Consider the following 17323-nt stretch of genomic DNA (forward strand, 5'->3'; position numbering starts at 1 on the left):
AACGGATGAAACTGTGCGGCGCCGCGAATATGCGATGCCGCAATGGTCGGGTTTGATATGATGTCTGAACAGGAATCCGGCGCGCTCGCGGCGCGCTATCATGAGGTGCGGGAACGTATAGAGCTGGCAGCGCGAAAGGCGGGCAGGCAGCCCGGTTCCGTTTCGCTGGTGGCTGTTTCCAAGACGCATCCTGCCGAATCTGTTGAGGTTGTTGCCGGAGAAGGGCAGGTTGTCTTTGGCGAAAGTTATGTGCAGGAAGCACTCTCCAAGCAGGAATGCCTGTCGCATCTGGGCCTTGAGTGGCATTTCATTGGCCACCTGCAGAGCAAGAAGGCCAGGGATGTGGTGGGGCGTTTTGCCCTCATTCACGGCGTAGATAATATTAAGTTGGCACAGAATCTGCAAAATCGTATGGCAATGCTGCCGGTTACAAGCACCGGTGGCGACCTAAGTGTGCAAGACATCCTCATTCAGGTGAACATTGGCAGAGAGCCGCAGAAATCCGGCGTTGCCATTGAAGACCTTTTTTCCTTTGCCGAGGATGTTATCAAGTTGCCGCAACTGCGGCTGCGAGGGCTTATGTGCATGCCGCCCTTTCATTGCATAGGCGAGCTGGCATCCCCGTATTTCGCGCACTTGCGGGAGCTTAAGGAACAGGTCGAGCGGCACCTCGGCATGGCTTTGCCCCACCTTTCCATGGGTATGTCCCAGGATTTTGAGCAAGCCATTGCGGAAGGAGCAACACTGGTTCGCGTGGGTACCGATATTTTCGGAGAACGTCCTGCCTGATCCGCATGAGCGGGGAGAAGAGAGACTGTCATGGATTTGGCAACCATACTGGGCATAGTCATATCTTTCGGGCTTGTGGTGTCCGCCATCATGGCGGGCAGCAGCCTGCTGATCTTCATCGACATTCCGTCATTCCTCATCGTGTTCGGTGGTACCATCGGCGCGCTTCTGGTGAACTATCCGCTCGGCAAGGTGATTGCCGTGTTCGGCGTCATTAAAAAGACCCTGTTCGCCAAGGCTCAAAGTCCCACCACCATCATCGAACAGTTCATGGACTACGCCAACCGCGCCCGCCGCGAAGGCATTCTCTCTCTTGAACCCATCATCAAGGAAATTGACGACGCCTATCTGCGCAAGGGGTTGCAGCTTACGGTTGACGGCCTTGAGCCGCAGGCCATTCAGGAAATCATGGAAACAGAAATTTCCAATATCGAAGGCCGCCATGAGAGCGGGCAGGATATCGTGAAGGCCCTTGGTGAATACGCCCCCTCGCTCGGTATGATCGGTACGGTTATCGGTCTTGTGCAGATGCTGCAGACCATGAGTGACCCCAGTTCCATCGGTCCTGCCATGGCGGTTGCGCTCATAACCACATTTTATGGCGCTGTTCTTGCCAACCTTGTGTTCAACCCCATGGCGGGAAAGCTCAAGACGCGCAGCAAGGAAGAGATCCTGATCAAGGAAATGCAGATGGAGGGTATTCTCGCCATCTCCAAAGGGGAAAACCCGCGTATTATTCAGGAAAAGCTTTCGAGCTTCCAGCCCCCCAAGGAACGCAAGAGCGGTGATTAGCCTGCCCGCAGCCGGGCATGGCCCGCCCGAGGGGCGGTAAAAGGCGGAAACGGACATGGCCAGACGGAAGAAAAAGAAGGCCGGAGAAAGCGGGCCTGCATGGCTCGTCACCTTTTCGGACATGATGACACTCATGCTGACGTTCTTCGTGCTGCTGGTGAGTATGGCCGTTATTGATGAACGCCGTAAACTCACCGTGCTTCAGTCCATTTCCGGCCAGTTTGGTGAAGGGCTGGGCAGTTTCAATCCGGCTACCGTGAACAATCAGGCCCGGATTGTCGAACCCGGGGTAATGGATTTTGATACGGATTCGCTTGAGCCGCTCAAGGACATGCTCTGGGACGATCAGCGCGGCGATTTGAATTTTCAGGAAAACCAGTTCGTCCAGATACTGTCCATCAGCGACGAGGTGCTGTTTCGCCCCGGCTCCGTCGAGCTGAGTTCCGGGGGAATGCGGCTGGTTGACCGCATGCTTCCGTGGTTTTTGCGCATGCCGCATCCGCTTCTGCTCGCCGGTCACACAGCCGGCCTGCGGGAGGAAATGGGCGAAAACTACAAGGCGCTTCCGGCCGGAACCGAACGCCAGCTTTCTCCCTCGTGGGAAATGTCGTTTTTGCGGGTGATGAATCTGTACAGGTATCTGACATCGCGGGGCATGCCGCCTGAGCGGCTTTCCGTAGAGGGATTTGGCAGCTACCGGCCAAGGTGGACAGAAAAGACACCGGAAGGCCGCAAGCGAAACAGACGTGTGGATATCGTGCTGGACAAGCGCAACAAGGAATGGATCGACAAGATCGACATGCTGCGGGAAAAGGCGCGTGAGCGTCAGGGTGAATTCAATTACAAGGACTTCCGCTTCCGGTTAGGATTGCCGGGCGAAGGGCAGTCCGGAGCGGGAGAGTAGCATGGCCCGCAAGAAGGACAAAGGCGGCGGAGGAAGCGGAACTCCTGCGTGGCTTGTTACATTTTCCGACCTTGTGACGTTGCTGCTGACTTTTTTCGTGCTGCTTTTGAGCATGGCTTCCATGGACAGAGTCATGCTGGCACGCATGAGCCCGTTTCAGAGCCGTACGGACTACATAAGCCATCAGGGTGCGGGCAAAGTTCCCACCCGTGTGCAGGTGCTGCTGAAACTGCTTGAAGATCCTGCCTCTGCGCTGGACAAGCCGGAGCGAATAAAAGACCTGCTTTTTCCCGATGAGGTGCTGCCCCCTGACATTGATGTCAGCACGCTGGACAGAAACCTGAGAATATTGGAAAAACCCGAAGGGTTGGCTATAGTGCTGACCAATGACCTGCTCTTTGCACCCGGAAGCTATGCACTGAGCGACGGCGCCCGAACGTTGCTGGAACAGGTCGGGCTGATGCTGCAGTACTCAACTGCAGACTGCAATATCGCCGGTTTCTCTGACACGTCGCCCTCTTCAGGGATGGACAATTATGTCCTGTCAGGCAAGCGGGCTCTGGTGGTACTGGACTATTTTATTGCCATGGGATTTGATCCGACTCGTTTTTCCATAAGCGGGTACGGGCCTGACAAACCCGTGGCGGATAATGATACTGAAGGTGGGCGCGCCCAGAACAGGCGCGTGGAAATATTGCTCAAGACCACCCAGTGGATGGGCCGCTACATGTAGCGCACCTGGAAACGACATGACGGATGGCAAAACGAAAGGAGAGGCCTGTGGCTGAAGAGGAAAAGGAAAAGAAGAAAGGCGGAAAGCTCAAGTGGATCATTCTGATAGTTCTGCTGCTCGTCCTGCTTGGCGGCGGCGGGTTCGTCGCCTGGAAGTTCTTCTTCAGCAAGCCGACCGGGGAGACTGACCAGCCCCAGCAGGTGCAGCTGGACGCGAATGCGCAGGGTGAATCAAGCCCCAAGGATGCGCAGGTGGTCACTCTGCCCACGTTTCTCGTGAACCTTGCGGACCCGCTGGGCCGCAGGTACATTAAGCTGACTCTGGACGTAGAAGTGGTCAATCCCGAGATCGCCAAGGAACTGGAAGCTGCGCAGGCCAAGGTGCGTGATGCTGTTATCCTGCTGCTTTCCAGCAAGTCCTATGCGGATCTTGCCCCCCTTGAGAACAAGATTCTTCTCAAGAATGAGCTGGTGACGCGCCTGAACCAGATTCTGGGCGGCTCCAAAGTGGTGCGGGTGTATTTTACCGAGTTGGTGATTCAGTAACGGCATGCAACCTGAACCTTTCCACAAGGAAGGTGAGATATGGCAGACGAAATAGATCAGGATCAATTGGCAGCACAGTGGGCGGCAGCGCTTGAATCGCAGGAAGAGGGCGATCCCGATCCCTTCGAAGCTGCAGCAGCTGCAGCGGCGGCAGGCGGCGGAGCCAAGACCGGCGGTACACCCGACGACGAAAAACTGGCCGCGGAGTGGGCAGCAGCCCTTGCTTCCGACGAGCAGGATCAAGTGAAAAAGGAAAAGCAACAGGCATTTTTTGCTTCGGCAGCACGCGAAGCCACGTTCAAGGACCTGACGGAAGAGGCCAAAAGCCCGCGTCCGGACAGCGGCAAGCGCGAACTGGACTTTATCCTTGATATTCCGCTGGATGTTTCTGCGGAACTGGGACGCACGCGCCTGCTTATAAACGAACTTCTTCAGCTGGGGCAGGGTTCCGTTGTAGAGCTGAACAAGCTGGCAGGTGAACCTCTTGAAATATTCGTGAACGGCAAGCTGGTGGCACGCGGCGAGGCCGTGGTCATCAACGAAAAGTTCGGGGTTCGCCTCACGGACATCATCAGCCCCATAGAACGGGTGAAGCAACTTGCCTAACGTATTATGCCCGAAGAGCGCGGCAGCTGCGGCCTGCCGCGCACTGGTGTGTGCCGTGCTGTTTATCGCGCTTGCGGGGAGCTTGCATGTTGCGCAGGCAACGCAGCCGGCGCAGCCCGCCGCCTCCTCAGGCCAGCCAGCTTCGCCAGTTGCGGCGGCTGCCGAAGGCACCTTCCGTGCGGCCGTTAATGGTTCCGCCGAGGTGCCTGCCCAGCAGGATGCGCAGCAGAAGGCGGAACAGGGTGCGCCTGCTCCTGAACCGGCCACGGGGTCAGCGGGATCCGTCGCTAGCGATATGACCGTCAATACCACGACACCTGGTGATACGCAGACCGCACCCCTGCCGTCCTCCGGGTGGGGCAATTACTTTCAGGCCATCGGTATTTTACTGCTTATTCTGGGTGGTCTGTACATGGGCATATGGGCGCTTAAGCGTTTCGGCAAGCTGACTGCGCTGGGTGGCAGGCTTGCCCGCAGCGGGGTTGCCGTGGAGGGGCAGTTTCATCTCGGGCCCAAGAAGTCTCTGGTGGTGGTACGCTTCTTGAATAAAAGGTTGTTACTGGGGGTCACCGATCACCAGATCAACCTTTTAACAGAGATGGAAGCGGAGCATGACCCCACGAACGAATCCAGCGCATCAGACTTCAAGGCCATTCTGGAAGACGCTGACAAGCAGAACTCTTCCTCTTAGCCTTCTCCTTGTGTGCGCTCTGCCGGTGCTGGCGCAGGCGGCACAGGACATTACGCTTCCCACTCTGTCGCTGCAACTGGCAGCCGGTCAGACCGAGCCTGAAAAAGTCTCAGTTCTTTTCGAGATTCTTTTCATGTTCACCATTCTGTCGCTGGCCCCTGCCATTATGCTGACAGTAACCTCGTTCACGCGCATCATCATTGTTTTTCACTTTGTGCGTCAGGCACTTGGCGTGCAGCAGCTGCCACCCAACCAGGTTCTGGCAAGCCTTGCCATTTTCATGACCGTTGCCATCATGATGCCTGTGGCCACAGAGATAAACCAGAAGGCCGTGCAGCCCTATCTCAATGAAGAAATCGACTTCAACAAGATGATCGATACGGCGCAGGCTCCTCTGCGTTCCTTCATGTTCAAGCATACCCGCGAAAAAGATCTTTCGATCTTCTATACAATCACCAAGATGGAACGCCCCCGCAGCAAGGAAGAAGTACCTACCTTCATGCTGGCGGCCGGATACATCATCAGCGAACTCAAGACGGCTTTCACCATCGGTTTTCTCATCTACATTCCCTTCCTTGTGCTCGATATGGTCATATCCAGTATTCTGCTCGCCATGGGTATGATGATGCTGCCGCCAATGATGGTTTCAGCGCCGTTCAAGCTGCTTCTCTTTGTCATGGTCGATGGCTGGAGCCTGCTGACCGGTTCGCTTGTTAACAGTTTTCTCCTGTAGGACAGGGAGGTAGTCATGACTCCGGAATTCGTCATCGGTTTTGCCAGACAATCCATTGAACTTTCCCTCATGCTTGCCCTGCCCATGCTCGGCGTGGGGCTGGCTGTAGGTGTGTTCGTTTCCGTTATTCAGGCTGCCACGCAGATTCAGGAAATGACCCTGTCATTCATTCCCAAGATTGTTTCGATCTTTCTGGCGTTGCTGATATCCTTTCCGTGGCTCATGGACCAGATGGTCTCTTTCACACGGGATGTGTTCATCAACATTCCCAATTACGTCAGATGACGAGAGCCATCAGCGCTACGTACGGGCCGCTTCTGCAGAGAGGCGGCCTTTTTCGTGCATGTTGCAGTGACATATGTTCAGTCCGTGCTGCGCGTAAGGGGACATGATGTGCGGCAAGGTCCGGCGTACTACGACTGCGATTGACATAAGGCAGGCGCTGCGCTGTGGAGTATGAAGTGGCAGAATCCGGTGGATGACGTTCTTCTGCATGGCTTCTTTTCGATACGCTCATTCGTGCCGGTAAGGGAGACTGTAAAGAACGCTGCGCGGAGCATAATGAAAAAGGCCGCTCCCGGAGAGGGAACGGCCTTTGGCAGTTCTGTGTGCAAAAAACCTATTCTTCGCTGATAAGGCTGGCGAGCTCTTCGCGGATAATGTCGGCAGCAGCCTTGGCGGCGGCACGCTCAATATTGTCCTTCAGGTCATCCCTGAGTTCGCGGCTGTGGGTCGTCCAATCCTTGTGGGTGAAGACGGTGCGCTCTATTTCGCCAATACGTTCATCAATTTTTTCGTCTATCATTGTGACGATGCGCGTCATTATGGGGCCGTCTTCGGCAAGGGCTTCCTCTACGGCAGCCATGATGGCAGAAGGCGAATCCTGCTGTATGCGTGCTTCATCCTCGGCTGCGGCCTCGGCTATCTTGCGTGCCACGATGTCTTCTACATGCTCTTCAGAGGGAGAGAGCATACGCTCGATGGCGGCAATGCGCATGGCAAGGGCGGCAAGATCGGGAGCTTCCTGCACCACGCATTCGCTTGCCTCGGCAAGTGCATCGTCAAGGGAGGTCATGTCCAGCTCGGTTTCCTCGGCTGTGTCGCCGATATCTCCCATGAGGTCCTCGGCAATGTCCTTAGCTGCTGCGCCAAGGGCGGCTTCATCTGCGGGTAGCTCTTCCACGTCCTGCAGCAGGGCGTCGATGTCGGCTTCCTGCGGCAGGTCGTCGCCGAGCAGGGCGTCAATATCGCCTTCGTCCGTACTTGCAGCGTCAGTCTGGGCTGGCTCTTCGGGTATGTCGGATATATCAGCGATCGCAGACAGGTCGGGCTGGCCGGACATGTCCTGAACCGTGTCCTGAACCGCGTCTGGAATCGTATCCTGAATAGTGTCCTGAATTGTATCGGAGCCAAGTGCATCTTGCAGAAGGTCGTCCGCTCCCGTCTCCGCATCGGCAGCTGGCTCATCTGCATCCAGCAGATCATCCAGTTCCGAGGTGCGCGCAGGGCCGGGCTCGGTTCCGGCAAGCAGGGCGTCCAGATCGTCTATGTCTGCCTCTTCAAATACAGGAGCCGCATCACTGCGTTCCGGCTGCGTGCTTTCGCCGAGAATGTCATCCAGTTCAGGAATGTCCTCGATTTCTGCGGTAGCGGGCAGGGCGTTCTCTTCTGTGGCGCCGCCAAGGGAGTCCAGAAGGGCATCAAGTTCACCCATGTCGGGAGAGTCCAGAGTCTCGTTGGGGTCAAACGCGAGGGGAGCGGCAGGGGCTGCCGGGGGTGGCGGAGCGGGAACAGCGTCAAGATCCGCCAGCAGAGAGTCTATGTCGTCCGTGTCGCCGGCAGGATGTAGTTCCTGTGCCTGCGGAGCATTGGCTGTTTCGGCTTCGGCCAGCAGCTTGTCCAGATCAAGATCGTCATCACCATTCCCGGCGGCAGATTCCGGTTCCATCTCAGCCCCGTCAAGGGAGTCGAGCAGGGCATCCAGATCGTCTGCCGGTGCGTTGTGATTTGAAGGGGTGAGCACGGCTTCTCCGGCCGCTGCTTCATCGAGCAGGGCGTCAAGGTCGGAAAGGTCCGGCAGGCCGTCGTCTTCCTGCGGCGCGGCAGGCTTGCCGCTCTTGGGCACTTCCATGTCCTCTATGAGGGCATCAAGCTCTGAAAAATCTATGTCGCCCGTGGTTCCGGTGCTCTCGGCGGCACTCGGAGGGGCTTTGGGGGCAGGCTTGGAAAGGGTTTCCGGTGCAAGTCCCAGCTCGCTGAGGAGATCGTCCTCTGCCGAGGTTCGGGCAGATGTTGCGGCGGGGGTGTCCGGCGTATCCAGATCTCCCAGAAGGGCATCAAGGTCTGCGTCGAAATCGTCGTCGTCGTTGATGCCGGATGCCGGAGCAGACGAACCCTGCGAGTTCAGCAGGTCATCAAGTTCAGCGGAAAAATCATCGTCGGTGGATGCTGAAGAGGATGCCGAGGCGGAGCCAGCAGGCTTGTCCTCACCGTCCAGACCGCCGAGAAGGTCATCAAGGTCGGATTCGAAATCCAGGCCTCCGCCAGTTCCCTTGCCGGACTCTTTCTGACTGGCGGAGCTATCGTCAGAGAAGAGGTCTTCCAGTTCCTTTTCGAAATCGATGTCACCGTCTGCGGCACCGAAAAGATCATCTGCCGCTTCATCAGCCGCAGGAGGTGTACCTTCCTCAACGATGTCGGTGAGTTCAATGATATCGTCTTCAGTATCGAAATCGAGGGTATCTTTGGGTGACATGGCGTACCTTGGGCTTGCGGTTACGAGCCGCGCATCTTGGGGAACAATGCATTACCGGCTCTGGCACTGCACAACTACGGGGGCGCACAGGCCAAGCAATGGAGCTATCACTCTATCACATTTAGAATAACCATACATCGTCTGATAAAGCAAGAGGCCGCCCTTACGGGCGGCCTCATTCAACTCAATTATCCTTACCTGTTAAGGATGGCAGCTGGACTTCTTACAGCCAGTCAGTGCCTTCTTCTTTTCCTTGTCTGCGCCTGCGGCGTCAGCGTGGCAGGAAATACAGGTGGGCATCTTAGCCTTTTTGTCGTGGACGATCTTGTAGTAGGAACCAGCATTCTTCTTGTCAGCGGCTGCTGCAGAGTGGCAACCGGCATCGGAACACTTCTTGTAGTTTTCCTTGCCATCTACGAGATGGTGACAGTCCACACACTTTGCGGACTTGTGGGTGGAGTGGTTGAAGATGACAGGGTTCTTGGTGGCTTCCATCTTCAGACCATCAGCAGGGGCGTCGGCAGCGATCAGGGGCAGCGCGAAGGCCAGCGCCAGAACAGCAACCAGTGCAATGAACAACGGCTTCCTCATGAGTAAACCTCCTTCACAAGGCATGTTAAGAATTTCACACTTGGATATAGTAGTGATCAAGTCATGTCAAGGCTGCGGCAAAAATGAAGCAGTCTCTACACCTGATTTTATTGCAATTATCCGGCCAATCCTGAGTTTTTTGCTTCCCCCGGAATGACTGTTTCGTGCTACTTGTGACACCCCTTGCAATCGGTGGGACCGGCGGGTTTTCCTTCCGCCTTGCGGGCCTTGTGGCAGCCGTTGCAGCTTGCGGTAACATTCGCATGATATGCGTTTCTGAAATATGTCATGGAGAGCTTTTCTTCCTTGGTCACGGGGTTGCCCATATCGTGACAGCCCTTGGTGGAGCAAGGTTGAGCCTTGGGATTCTTGTCCATGGTGTGGTGGCAGGTGGCACATGCTTCAGCCGCATGCTTGGCATGCGGGAAGGAGACGAGGCTCTTCTTCAGTTTGGTTCCTTCGGGAACCTTAATGATAACCGGATCGGCAGGAGCCTTTTCGGTAGTGACTGCAAAGGCCGCCGTAGTCAGAAGCATGATGATAACCGATGCAATGGCCAGAATACTGCGCATGCGCACCTCCCTTCCGATTTCTCGGGCTCACGTTGGATTATTGACGGTATTTGTCCATGTATCCCCTGGGGGTGACCATACGCCCGCCGATCATTCGAGTCGAGCCGTTGCCGATGATAATGATGGAGAGCATATCCACCACTGCGGGGTCAAAATCCGAGAGTGTGGTGGTGATAACGGCCTGCTCCGCGCGGTTTGCCTGCCGCACTATGCCCACGGGCGTGGTCTTGTCCCTGTGTGCCGCGATGATCTCCAGCGCGCGGGGAAGCTGCCAGTCGCGTTTCTTTGATTTGGGGTTGTAGAGCACGATGACGAAGTCACCCTCTGCCGCACAGGCAAGGCGCTTTTCGATAACTTCCCACGGGGTGAGCAGGTCGGAAAGGCTCACGCTGGCAAAATCGTGCATGAGCGGAGCACCCAGCAGGGCGGCAGCGGCAGACAGGGCGGGAATGCCCGCGATGATCTGCACATCAAGACCGGCAGCAGCCTCGCCCCTTTCTTCCACCAGTTCAAAGACAAGGCCCGCCATGGCGTATATGCCGGGGTCGCCCGAGCAGACAATGACCGTGTTGCGGCCTTCGAGCGCGCAATCGAGGGCACCGCTGCAGCGGGCCATTTCGCCCATCATGCCGGTGGAGATGATCTCTTTGCCGGTCTTCAGTTCCTCGGGAACAAGCGCCACATATAACGTGTAGCCGACAATCACGTCCGCCTGCCGCAGGGCTTCACAGGCCTGCGGTGTGAGCAGGGCGGCATCGCCGGGACCGAGCCCGACAACCTTCAACGTACCGGTCATGCAATCTCCATGGCGACAGCCAGCGTGGTGCCGCTGTCCTTGAGTTTTTCCTGAATGAGAATTCCGGCCCCGCGCCCGGTGGCGGCGGAGACTATGGCGGCCGCCTCGGCAACGCTGCGCGTGCCCACGGCCTTCTCGGGAGCTTCGGAAGGGTTGGGCACTTTCACGCCCTTGAGCGTGTCTGCCGGGAAAAATTGTATGGGGGCGCAGAGCCTGCGGGCAGCTTCGAGCAGTCCTGCCTCATCGGCCTTGGCGTCCACGCTGGCAATGCCTGCAACGCTTTCCAGCGCAATCATGCGCGTGGCCAGTTCCCTGCGGACAAAGGACTCGATGGCGTCTGCGGAGCGGCCTTTGCGGCAGCCGATGCCCAGATGCAGCACTTTGGGGTGCAGCACCAGTGTCTGTTCGCCCAGCGCCATGCACATGGGGTCGCGCCATGTGACGAGCACGGCGGCTCCGCCGCAGGCGGCTTCATCCATGGTTTCCGTGAAATTGAAAAGGTGCGTATGCGGGCCGGTCTGCAATCCGAGGCGGTTGTCAGGATCAAAGACGGTGACCGTCTGGCCTGCAAGCAGGGCGCCGTTCACATGCTTCACCGCGCCGATGTTGTGCATGGCGCAACCGGCTTCCATGGCTGCCACGTCCAGCGAGGGGAGCGATTCCGTATCCGTGGCCGTGGTAATGACGGCCGTGCCGCCTGTGATGCGGGCGACATCTTGCGCAAGCGCATTGGCGCCGCCCAGATGACCGGACACAAGACTGATGGCGAACTGCCCCTGCTGGTCGAGCACGACGATGGCGGGGTCGGTGCTCTTGTGCTGCAGATGGGATGCAATGCAGCGCACAACAATGCCCGCGGCAGCCACGAAAATGTGGCGTGTAAAGCGTGCATAGCTCTCGCCCACGCATTCGCGCAGGGTGCCGAAACCGTGTTCTCCCTCTTTAGCCATGCGTGCGGGAACGCAAACCAGTCCGCCATATTCGGCAGCAAGCCTGCGGGCCAGTTCCGCTCCCTTGGGAGTGAGTGCATAGACGGCGGTGGTTGTCAGCATCATGATTGGGAGTGCCTTGTGGTGGGTGCGCATCCGGATGTGGCGGGATTCTCCCCAGCCTGCAAATGAATATGCCGGAAGCTGAAATATGTTTCTGCGGACGCCGTTTCCGTCTTAACGGTCGCGTGCAGTTATTGGCAAGCAGAACGGGTGGAGGCATGGCCTCCACCCGTATTCCGATCGTTCTGGGTTGGTGCTTCGCGTAATCGCGCAAAGACCTTTCCGTTGCTAGAACTGCACCTTGCGGGCTGCTTCCAGCGCTTTTTCAAAGTCTTCGTCAGTGTGCGCAAACGATACCATGGCCGCCTCATAGCTGAGGGAGGCAAGGTAGATGCCCTGTGCGCGCATCTGCTTGTAGAAGGTGGTGTACAGCTTGGGTGCGGCGGTCTTGGCGGTGGCAAAATCCGTCACGGGCGTATCGGTAAAGAATACGGTGAACATGGATGCCAGCGTGTTCATGGTGACCGGCACACCCTTTTCCTTGAGCACGTTAAGCAGTTCGTGTGCGAACTTGCTGGTGCGCTGTTCCAGTGCGGCGTAATCGGCCTGCTTCAGCAGCTTGAGGGTGGCAATGCCGGTGGCCATGGCCACGGGGTTGCCGGAAAGCGTGCCGGCCTGGAAGATGTTTCCGCAGGGGGCGATGTGCTGCATGATTTCTTTCTTGCCGCCGTATGCGCCCACGGGGAAACCGCCGCCGATGATCTTGCCGAGGGTGGTAAGGTCGGGAGTGATGTCGAAGCGTGCCTGCGCACCGCCGTAGGAGAGGCGGAAGCCGGTGATGACTTCGTCAAAGATGAGCAGTGCGCCGTATTCGTCGCACAGGGCGCGCAGCCCTTCGAGAAAGCCTTCCGCAGGGGGCACGAGGCCCATGTTGCCTGCGGTGGGTTCCACGATGATGGCGGCAATATCTTCGGGGTGCAGCTTGAAGAGTTCCTTCACGCGCTCAAGGTTGTTGTAGGGCGCGAGCAGGGTGTCCTTCACGGTGTCGGCGGGAACGCCGGGGGTGCCGGGAATGCACAGGTCGGCATAGCCGGAACCGGCAGCGGCGAGGAAGGCATCTGCATGTCCGTGGTAGCAGCCTTCAAATTTGATGACCTTGTCGCGCTTGGTGTAGCCGCGGGCAAGGCGCAGGGCGGTCATGGTGGCTTCGGTGCCGGAGTTGACCATGCGCACCATTTCCACACTGGGAACGGCCTCTATGACCATTTCGGCCAGCTCAAGCTCTGCGGGGCAGGGCGCGCCGTAGCTTGCACCTGCGGCACAGGCCTTTTGTGCGGCTTCGGTTACTGCGGGGTGCGCGTGACCGAGCAGCATGGGGCCCCACGACTGCACGAAATCGATATAGACATCGCCTTCCACACTTTCAAGCTTCGAGCCGAAGGCGCGAGCAATGAACAGCGGTTCGCTTTCCACGCTCAGACAGGCGCGGATGGGGCTGTTCACACCGCCGGGAATCACTTCCTTGGCGCGGGCATACAGCTTGCTGGAATCTGCCATGATGATGTTTCCTTTTCTATACCGGCGGTCAGGCCGGATTTGCGCCGGATGAAGACCGTCCGGCGCGGAATGTTAGAAATAGGTCATGGAAATTTTCTTCAGTTCCTTCAGGGAGCTGAGCACGGCAAAGACCTCCAGCTCGGTTTCCTGACGCAACTGTTCGATAACTTCGCGGTATTCGTTCTCGTGCCGCCCGTGGATCATGGTGTAGAGCGTATAGGGCCACTCGGGGTGTGAGCTCGGGCGGTAGTATACGTGGGAGATGAGCGGATGCTTAGCGGCCTGTTCGCCCGCAGCGTCTACGCGGTCTTCATCGATGATCCATGACACCATGGCGTTGTGGCTGTAGCCCGCCTTCTGGTGTTTCAGGCTCACGCCGAAGCGGCGGATGGTGCCTTCGTCCTTCATCTGGTTGATGAGATTGAGCACGGTCGCTTCGTCGGTGCCCACTTCCTTAGCGATATCCGCGTAGGGGGTGAGGCTGTCAGGCAGGTCGGCCTGCACGATGTGCAGGATTTTCTTTTCGATATCCGTGAACGTGGTTTTGACCATTGCGTGTCCTCTGCGCGTTTTACGGAACGCTTGGTTTGATTCGCAGGTGGTGCATTGCGGACAGGCTTCTGCCGCGCATCTTTCAATGGGTGGTGATACCTGTTCATGGCGATGGATGCAACCGCCTGAGCCTGCAATTGGCTGTGCAGATCCATGGTTTGTCAGACGCGGTCCCCCGTCGGCACTGGCAGGGCGGACAACGCGGTCTGCCGGCGGCAAAATATTGGTCATGCCAGAATGCATTGCAGGCAGTATGGGGGAAATACGGGCGCATGGTTGCAAGGCTCGGCATGACGGGGTATCCCGCTTGTGCGACAGGTTCGTACCGGAAGAAGGTTCTGCCCTCTCATCCGGTTCACATCAGACAGGAAAGGATATTTCATGAAGATAGCCGTTGTCGGCGGTGGCAGCTGGGGCACGGCCCTTGCCCAGATGCTCGCCGGAAAAGGATACGATATTTCTCTGCTGGTGCGTCAGCAGCACGTGGCAGACGCCATTACCTCCACCCGCATGAACTCCGCCTATCTGCCCGGTGTGCGCCTGCATGCCAACATTCGGCCCACCACGGACCGTGCGGGAGCGCTTGGCGATGCATCCTGCTTTCTGTTTTCCGTGCCCTGTCAGTTTTTCCGCGCCACTTTGCGTGAACTGAAGCCCCTGCTGCCGCAGGGGGCTGTTATCGTCTGTTCCAACAAGGGCATCGAGATGGATTCCGGCAAGACCGTTTCCGACATGGTGCACGAGGAACTTGGCGACATTGCACCGCGCTTTGCCATGCTTTCCGGCCCTTCTTTTGCTGCGGATGTGGTGCGCGGCATGCCCACGGCCATTGTCATGGGCTGTGAAGATCCGGAACTGGGGCGTGAGCTGCGCGAGATTTTTTCCACGCCGAGCTTCCGCGCCTATTCCTGCACGGATGTGCGGGGAGTGGAACTGGGCGGCGCGTTCAAGAACGTCATCGCCATTGCGGCGGGCATGTCGGACGGCATGGGATTCGGCGATAATGCACGGGCTGCGCTCATCACGCGCGGGCTGGCGGAAATGTCGCGCCTCGGCGAGGCCATGGGCGCACGGGCTGCAACCTTTATGGGCCTTTCCGGCATGGGCGACCTTGTGCTCACCTGCACGGGCGACCTTTCCCGTAACCGGCGGGTCGGTTTGCGGCTCGGGCAGGGGGTGCCGCTTACGCAGATTCTGGATGAAATGCATCAGGTGGCGGAAGGTGTGAAGACCACGCAGGCCGTACACGCACTGGGGCAGCGCCTTGGTGTGGAGCTGCCCATCACCAACGCCATGCACGCCGTGATGTACGACGGCAAGGACCCGCAGTCTGCGTGGCAGGAGCTGATGACCCGCGACCTGAAGGAAGAATAGCCGCGAACAGGCCTTTGCCAGACGTCAAAACGCCCGCGCATCTGCATGATGCGCGGGCGTTTTGACTATTTGAGCACTGCCTTGATCTTCACGTCGGGGTGCTGGTCCACAAGAGAGGAGTGGACCGAACGGGCCTGACGGATGTTAGGGTAGCTGCCCACCCGTACTGTCCAGAACGAGTGCCCGTTGCGCTGGACGGGGGTGGGATTGCTGGAGTCGAAGCCCTGCTGCACCAACTTGTTGGCGAGCGTCTTGGCTTCGTTGGGGCAGGAAAATGCCCCGATCTGCACATGAAACGTTCCTGCGATATTGATCATGTCGCGTTGTCACCGGACATGACCTGCAAGACATGGTATCGTCATGACTCCTACCGCGTTCGGAGCATGGCGGCACGGCTTGCCGGCACTGTCGGTGCTGAAGCGGCAGAAAGGCGCGGTGTTCAGACTCCGGCTTTTCTGTCGGTTGTACATTGGGCGTATCCGGTTGCGCCTGTGCGCAACGGCTCCGCCAGCCAGTTGGTTTGCGGGTCCGTGGGGACCGGACGGTTACGTGCGGTGCGAACCGTCGTGGCCGTGCTCCGGAAGCATGGAGCGGCCTTGGGGCGTATTGTCGCAGTGCCTCCACACCGGCAGTGCGTCTACCCCGCAGCGGGTGGCGAAAGCAGGAGTGCCACTCGACTGGAGCGGGAAAATTCCGTATACCGGCGCGTATGTCAAGCCTAATAAAAACCATCAGAGAAGATAGGGAGATAGCTGCCTGCGGAAACGCGGCCGCCGAGCATTTTTCCGGCCTGTACTGCGCGGAAGGCGTGCTGCTGGCGGTTGCCGAGGCAGCAGGCCTTGCCACGGACCTTGTTCCACGCATCGCCACCGGCTTTTGCAGCGGACTTTCCCGTTGCGGCGGGCTGTGCGGTGCCGTGGCCGGAGGCGTTATGGCCATATCGATGGTGCACGGGCGCGACTGTGCGGAAGATTCCGTTCAGCCCACCTATGCGCGTGTGACCGCGCTGCGCAAGGCCATAGCCGAAAAGTGGGGCAGCATAGACTGTCTTGCCCTGACGGGCTGCAATTTCAACACGCCCGAAGGGCAGCACCGCTTCCGGCAGGAAGGGGTACGAAACAATGTGTGTCTTGAGCTGACGCGGGACTGTGCCTCGCTGGCCCTGTGGCTTGTACGCAACGAACTGGACGCGATCTCCGCTCTGGCGGATACGCAGTGTGAGCTTATTTCATGATAATGTATCTGCGGCTGCTCCTTACGGCCTTCATCTGGGGTGGCACCTTTGTGGCTGGGCGCATGCTCGCCGGGCATGCCGGTCCCTTTGCATCCAGCTTCTGGCGTTTTGCCATGGCTTCCGTATGTCTTGTGTGGCTTGTGCGCAGAAAGCAGGGCGGCCTGCCCAAGCTGGATGCCCGTGGCTGGGGGGGCGTGTGCCTGCTCGGTGCCACAGGCATTTTTGCCTACAACGCCTTTTTCTTTACCGGCCTGCAGAGCGTGCCTGCGGGACGCGCCGCCGTTATTGTGGCCATGAACCCCGTGTTCATAGCCCTGTTCGCGGCGTTGTTTTTCAAGGAAGGTCTTTCGCGGCTTAAGCTGGCAGGCATTGCGCTTTCGGTTTCCGGCGCGGCCACGGCCATATCGCGCGGTGACATTCCAGCGCTGTTCCATTCCGCCATCAGCTGGGGCGATGTGGCCATCTTTGGCTGCGTTGCAAGCTGGGTATCCTATTCCCTGCTCGGCAAGCGCATGATGCACACCCTGAGCCCGCTGGCTGCGGTGACCTATTCCTGCCTCACCGGCACCCTTATGCTGTTCCCCTTTGCCGTGGCCGAGGGCATGCTTGTGGCAACGCCGGAGTATCCCATAAGTAACTGGCTTGCCTTTGCCTACCTTGGTGTGTTGGGAACTGTTGTGGGGTTCACGTGGTTCTACGAAGGGGTGAAGTCCATAGGCGCTTCCAAGGCCGGAGTCTTCATCAACTTCGTCCCTGTTACGGCCATACTTTCCGGCTGGCTGTTGCTGGGCGAACCTCTGTCCCTTTCCCTGCTCGTGGGTGGTCTCATGGTTGTCTGCGGGGTGTATCTGACCAACAGGGGCTAGCAATGGGAGCTTGCTTGTCAAAAAGGAGTGGGCTTCGCGCTGTCGTTGCCCCCGGATTGAAGACAATACAGCAGACCTCGTTAAGCCGTGACTGAAGCCAAGTAACGAAATTTCTCGCTTACATAGGGTGCAGGGGGATTATCCCCCTGCTCGCCGAAGGCAATAAAAAGCATCAAATATATTCTTATCAGTAAGAAGGGGCAACGCACAGTGCGTTGCCCCTTTTTCATTCTGTACAAAT

20 protein-coding genes are annotated in these 17323 nt (G+C 58.0%); 12 read left to right on the top strand and 8 right to left on the bottom strand.

Annotated features, from left to right (window positions below):
- Nucleotides 1–57 precede the first annotated feature (57 nt).
- Genes HUV30_RS04125 through fliQ form a run of 9 tightly spaced genes read left to right on the top strand, consistent with a single transcriptional unit; the run spans nucleotide 58 to nucleotide 6078 of the window.
- Nucleotides 58–789, top strand: a complete 732-nt coding sequence (locus HUV30_RS04125; protein ID WP_373869322.1) for a YggS family pyridoxal phosphate-dependent enzyme — start codon at nucleotides 58–60, stop codon at nucleotides 787–789.
- Nucleotides 790–819: 30 nt separating this feature from the next.
- Nucleotides 820–1581: a motility protein A gene (locus HUV30_RS04130; RefSeq protein ID WP_174404169.1), complete on the top strand. Its 762-nt coding sequence runs from the start codon at nucleotides 820–822 to the stop codon at nucleotides 1579–1581.
- A 55-nt stretch (nucleotides 1582–1636) separates the two neighbouring features.
- A complete protein-coding gene (locus tag HUV30_RS04135) occupies nucleotides 1637–2485 on the top strand; it encodes an OmpA/MotB family protein (protein WP_174404170.1) in 849 nt (282 codons plus the stop codon).
- Between the two features lies 1 nt (nucleotide 2486).
- Nucleotides 2487–3218 carry an OmpA/MotB family protein gene (locus tag HUV30_RS04140; protein ID WP_174404171.1) on the top strand — a complete coding sequence of 244 codons (732 nt, stop codon included), beginning with the start codon at nucleotides 2487–2489 and terminating at the stop codon, nucleotides 3216–3218.
- A 47-nt stretch (nucleotides 3219–3265) separates the two neighbouring features.
- Nucleotides 3266–3763, top strand: coding sequence for a flagellar basal body-associated FliL family protein (locus HUV30_RS04145; RefSeq protein ID WP_174404172.1), 498 nt, complete (start codon nucleotides 3266–3268; stop codon nucleotides 3761–3763).
- Nucleotides 3764–3802: 39 nt separating this feature from the next.
- Complete coding sequence (gene fliN / locus HUV30_RS04150) at nucleotides 3803–4369, top strand: flagellar motor switch protein FliN (RefSeq protein ID WP_174404173.1); 567 nt, start codon at nucleotides 3803–3805, stop codon at nucleotides 4367–4369.
- On the top strand, nucleotides 4362–5060 hold the full coding sequence (gene fliO, locus HUV30_RS18335; protein ID WP_243452066.1) for a flagellar biosynthetic protein FliO: 699 nt from the start codon (nucleotides 4362–4364) through the stop codon (nucleotides 5058–5060). The genes fliN and fliO overlap by 8 nt, the downstream gene beginning before the upstream one ends.
- Nucleotides 4981–5793 carry a flagellar type III secretion system pore protein FliP gene (fliP, locus tag HUV30_RS04160; RefSeq protein ID WP_174404174.1) on the top strand — a complete coding sequence of 271 codons (813 nt, stop codon included), beginning with the start codon at nucleotides 4981–4983 and terminating at the stop codon, nucleotides 5791–5793. Before fliO ends, fliP begins: the two co-directional genes overlap by 80 nt.
- 15 nt (nucleotides 5794–5808) lie before the next feature.
- Complete coding sequence (gene fliQ, locus HUV30_RS04165; protein ID WP_174404175.1) at nucleotides 5809–6078, top strand: flagellar biosynthesis protein FliQ; 270 nt, start codon at nucleotides 5809–5811, stop codon at nucleotides 6076–6078.
- A 334-nt stretch (nucleotides 6079–6412) separates the two neighbouring features.
- Here the strand turns inward: fliQ and HUV30_RS04170 are convergent, their stop codons facing one another.
- From HUV30_RS04170 to ahbB, 7 genes are all read right to left on the bottom strand, one after another.
- The gene (locus HUV30_RS04170) at nucleotides 6413–8548 is read right to left on the bottom strand and encodes a hypothetical protein (RefSeq protein ID WP_174404176.1); all 2136 of its coding nucleotides are present in this window, start codon (nucleotides 8546–8548) and stop codon (nucleotides 6413–6415) included.
- 201 nt (nucleotides 8549–8749) lie between these two features.
- Entirely contained in the window at nucleotides 8750–9139 is a 390-nt protein-coding gene (locus tag HUV30_RS04175; RefSeq protein WP_174404177.1) for a cytochrome c3 family protein, read from the bottom strand.
- A 167-nt stretch (nucleotides 9140–9306) separates the two neighbouring features.
- Entirely contained in the window at nucleotides 9307–9711 is a 405-nt protein-coding gene (locus tag HUV30_RS04180; RefSeq protein ID WP_174404178.1) for a cytochrome c3 family protein, read from the bottom strand.
- Between the two features lie 37 nt (nucleotides 9712–9748).
- Nucleotides 9749–10507, bottom strand: coding sequence for a precorrin-3B C(17)-methyltransferase (gene cobJ / locus HUV30_RS04185; protein WP_174404179.1), 759 nt, complete (start codon nucleotides 10505–10507; stop codon nucleotides 9749–9751).
- Nucleotides 10504–11562, bottom strand: coding sequence for a cobalt-precorrin 5A hydrolase (locus tag HUV30_RS04190; protein WP_174404180.1), 1059 nt, complete (start codon nucleotides 11560–11562; stop codon nucleotides 10504–10506). Before HUV30_RS04190 ends, cobJ begins: the two co-directional genes overlap by 4 nt.
- A gap of 225 nt (nucleotides 11563–11787) precedes the next feature.
- On the bottom strand, nucleotides 11788–13056 hold the full coding sequence (hemL, locus tag HUV30_RS04195; protein ID WP_373869323.1) for a glutamate-1-semialdehyde 2,1-aminomutase: 1269 nt from the start codon (nucleotides 13054–13056) through the stop codon (nucleotides 11788–11790).
- A gap of 72 nt (nucleotides 13057–13128) precedes the next feature.
- Nucleotides 13129–13608, bottom strand: a complete 480-nt coding sequence (gene ahbB / locus HUV30_RS04200) for a siroheme decarboxylase subunit beta (RefSeq protein WP_174404181.1) — start codon at nucleotides 13606–13608, stop codon at nucleotides 13129–13131.
- A gap of 381 nt (nucleotides 13609–13989) precedes the next feature.
- Here ahbB and HUV30_RS04205 point away from each other — a divergent pair, with 381 nt between their 5' ends.
- On the top strand, nucleotides 13990–14982 hold the full coding sequence (locus HUV30_RS04205; protein WP_174404182.1) for an NAD(P)H-dependent glycerol-3-phosphate dehydrogenase: 993 nt from the start codon (nucleotides 13990–13992) through the stop codon (nucleotides 14980–14982).
- A gap of 65 nt (nucleotides 14983–15047) precedes the next feature.
- Here HUV30_RS04205 and HUV30_RS04210 read toward each other — a convergent pair whose 3' ends face one another.
- Nucleotides 15048–15299, bottom strand: coding sequence for an SPOR domain-containing protein (locus tag HUV30_RS04210; protein WP_174404183.1), 252 nt, complete (start codon nucleotides 15297–15299; stop codon nucleotides 15048–15050).
- Nucleotides 15300–15691: 392 nt separating this feature from the next.
- On the opposite strand from HUV30_RS04210, the gene HUV30_RS04215 reads away from it, so the two are divergent.
- On the top strand, nucleotides 15692–16216 hold the full coding sequence (locus HUV30_RS04215) for a C-GCAxxG-C-C family protein (RefSeq protein ID WP_174404184.1): 525 nt from the start codon (nucleotides 15692–15694) through the stop codon (nucleotides 16214–16216).
- On the top strand, nucleotides 16213–17082 hold the full coding sequence (locus HUV30_RS04220) for a DMT family transporter (protein WP_174404185.1): 870 nt from the start codon (nucleotides 16213–16215) through the stop codon (nucleotides 17080–17082). The genes HUV30_RS04215 and HUV30_RS04220 overlap by 4 nt, the downstream gene beginning before the upstream one ends.
- Nucleotides 17083–17323: the final 241 nt, after the last annotated feature.

Source organism: Desulfovibrio subterraneus, from assembly GCF_013340285.1.
Classification (GTDB): domain Bacteria; phylum Desulfobacterota; class Desulfovibrionia; order Desulfovibrionales; family Desulfovibrionaceae; genus Halodesulfovibrio; species Halodesulfovibrio subterraneus.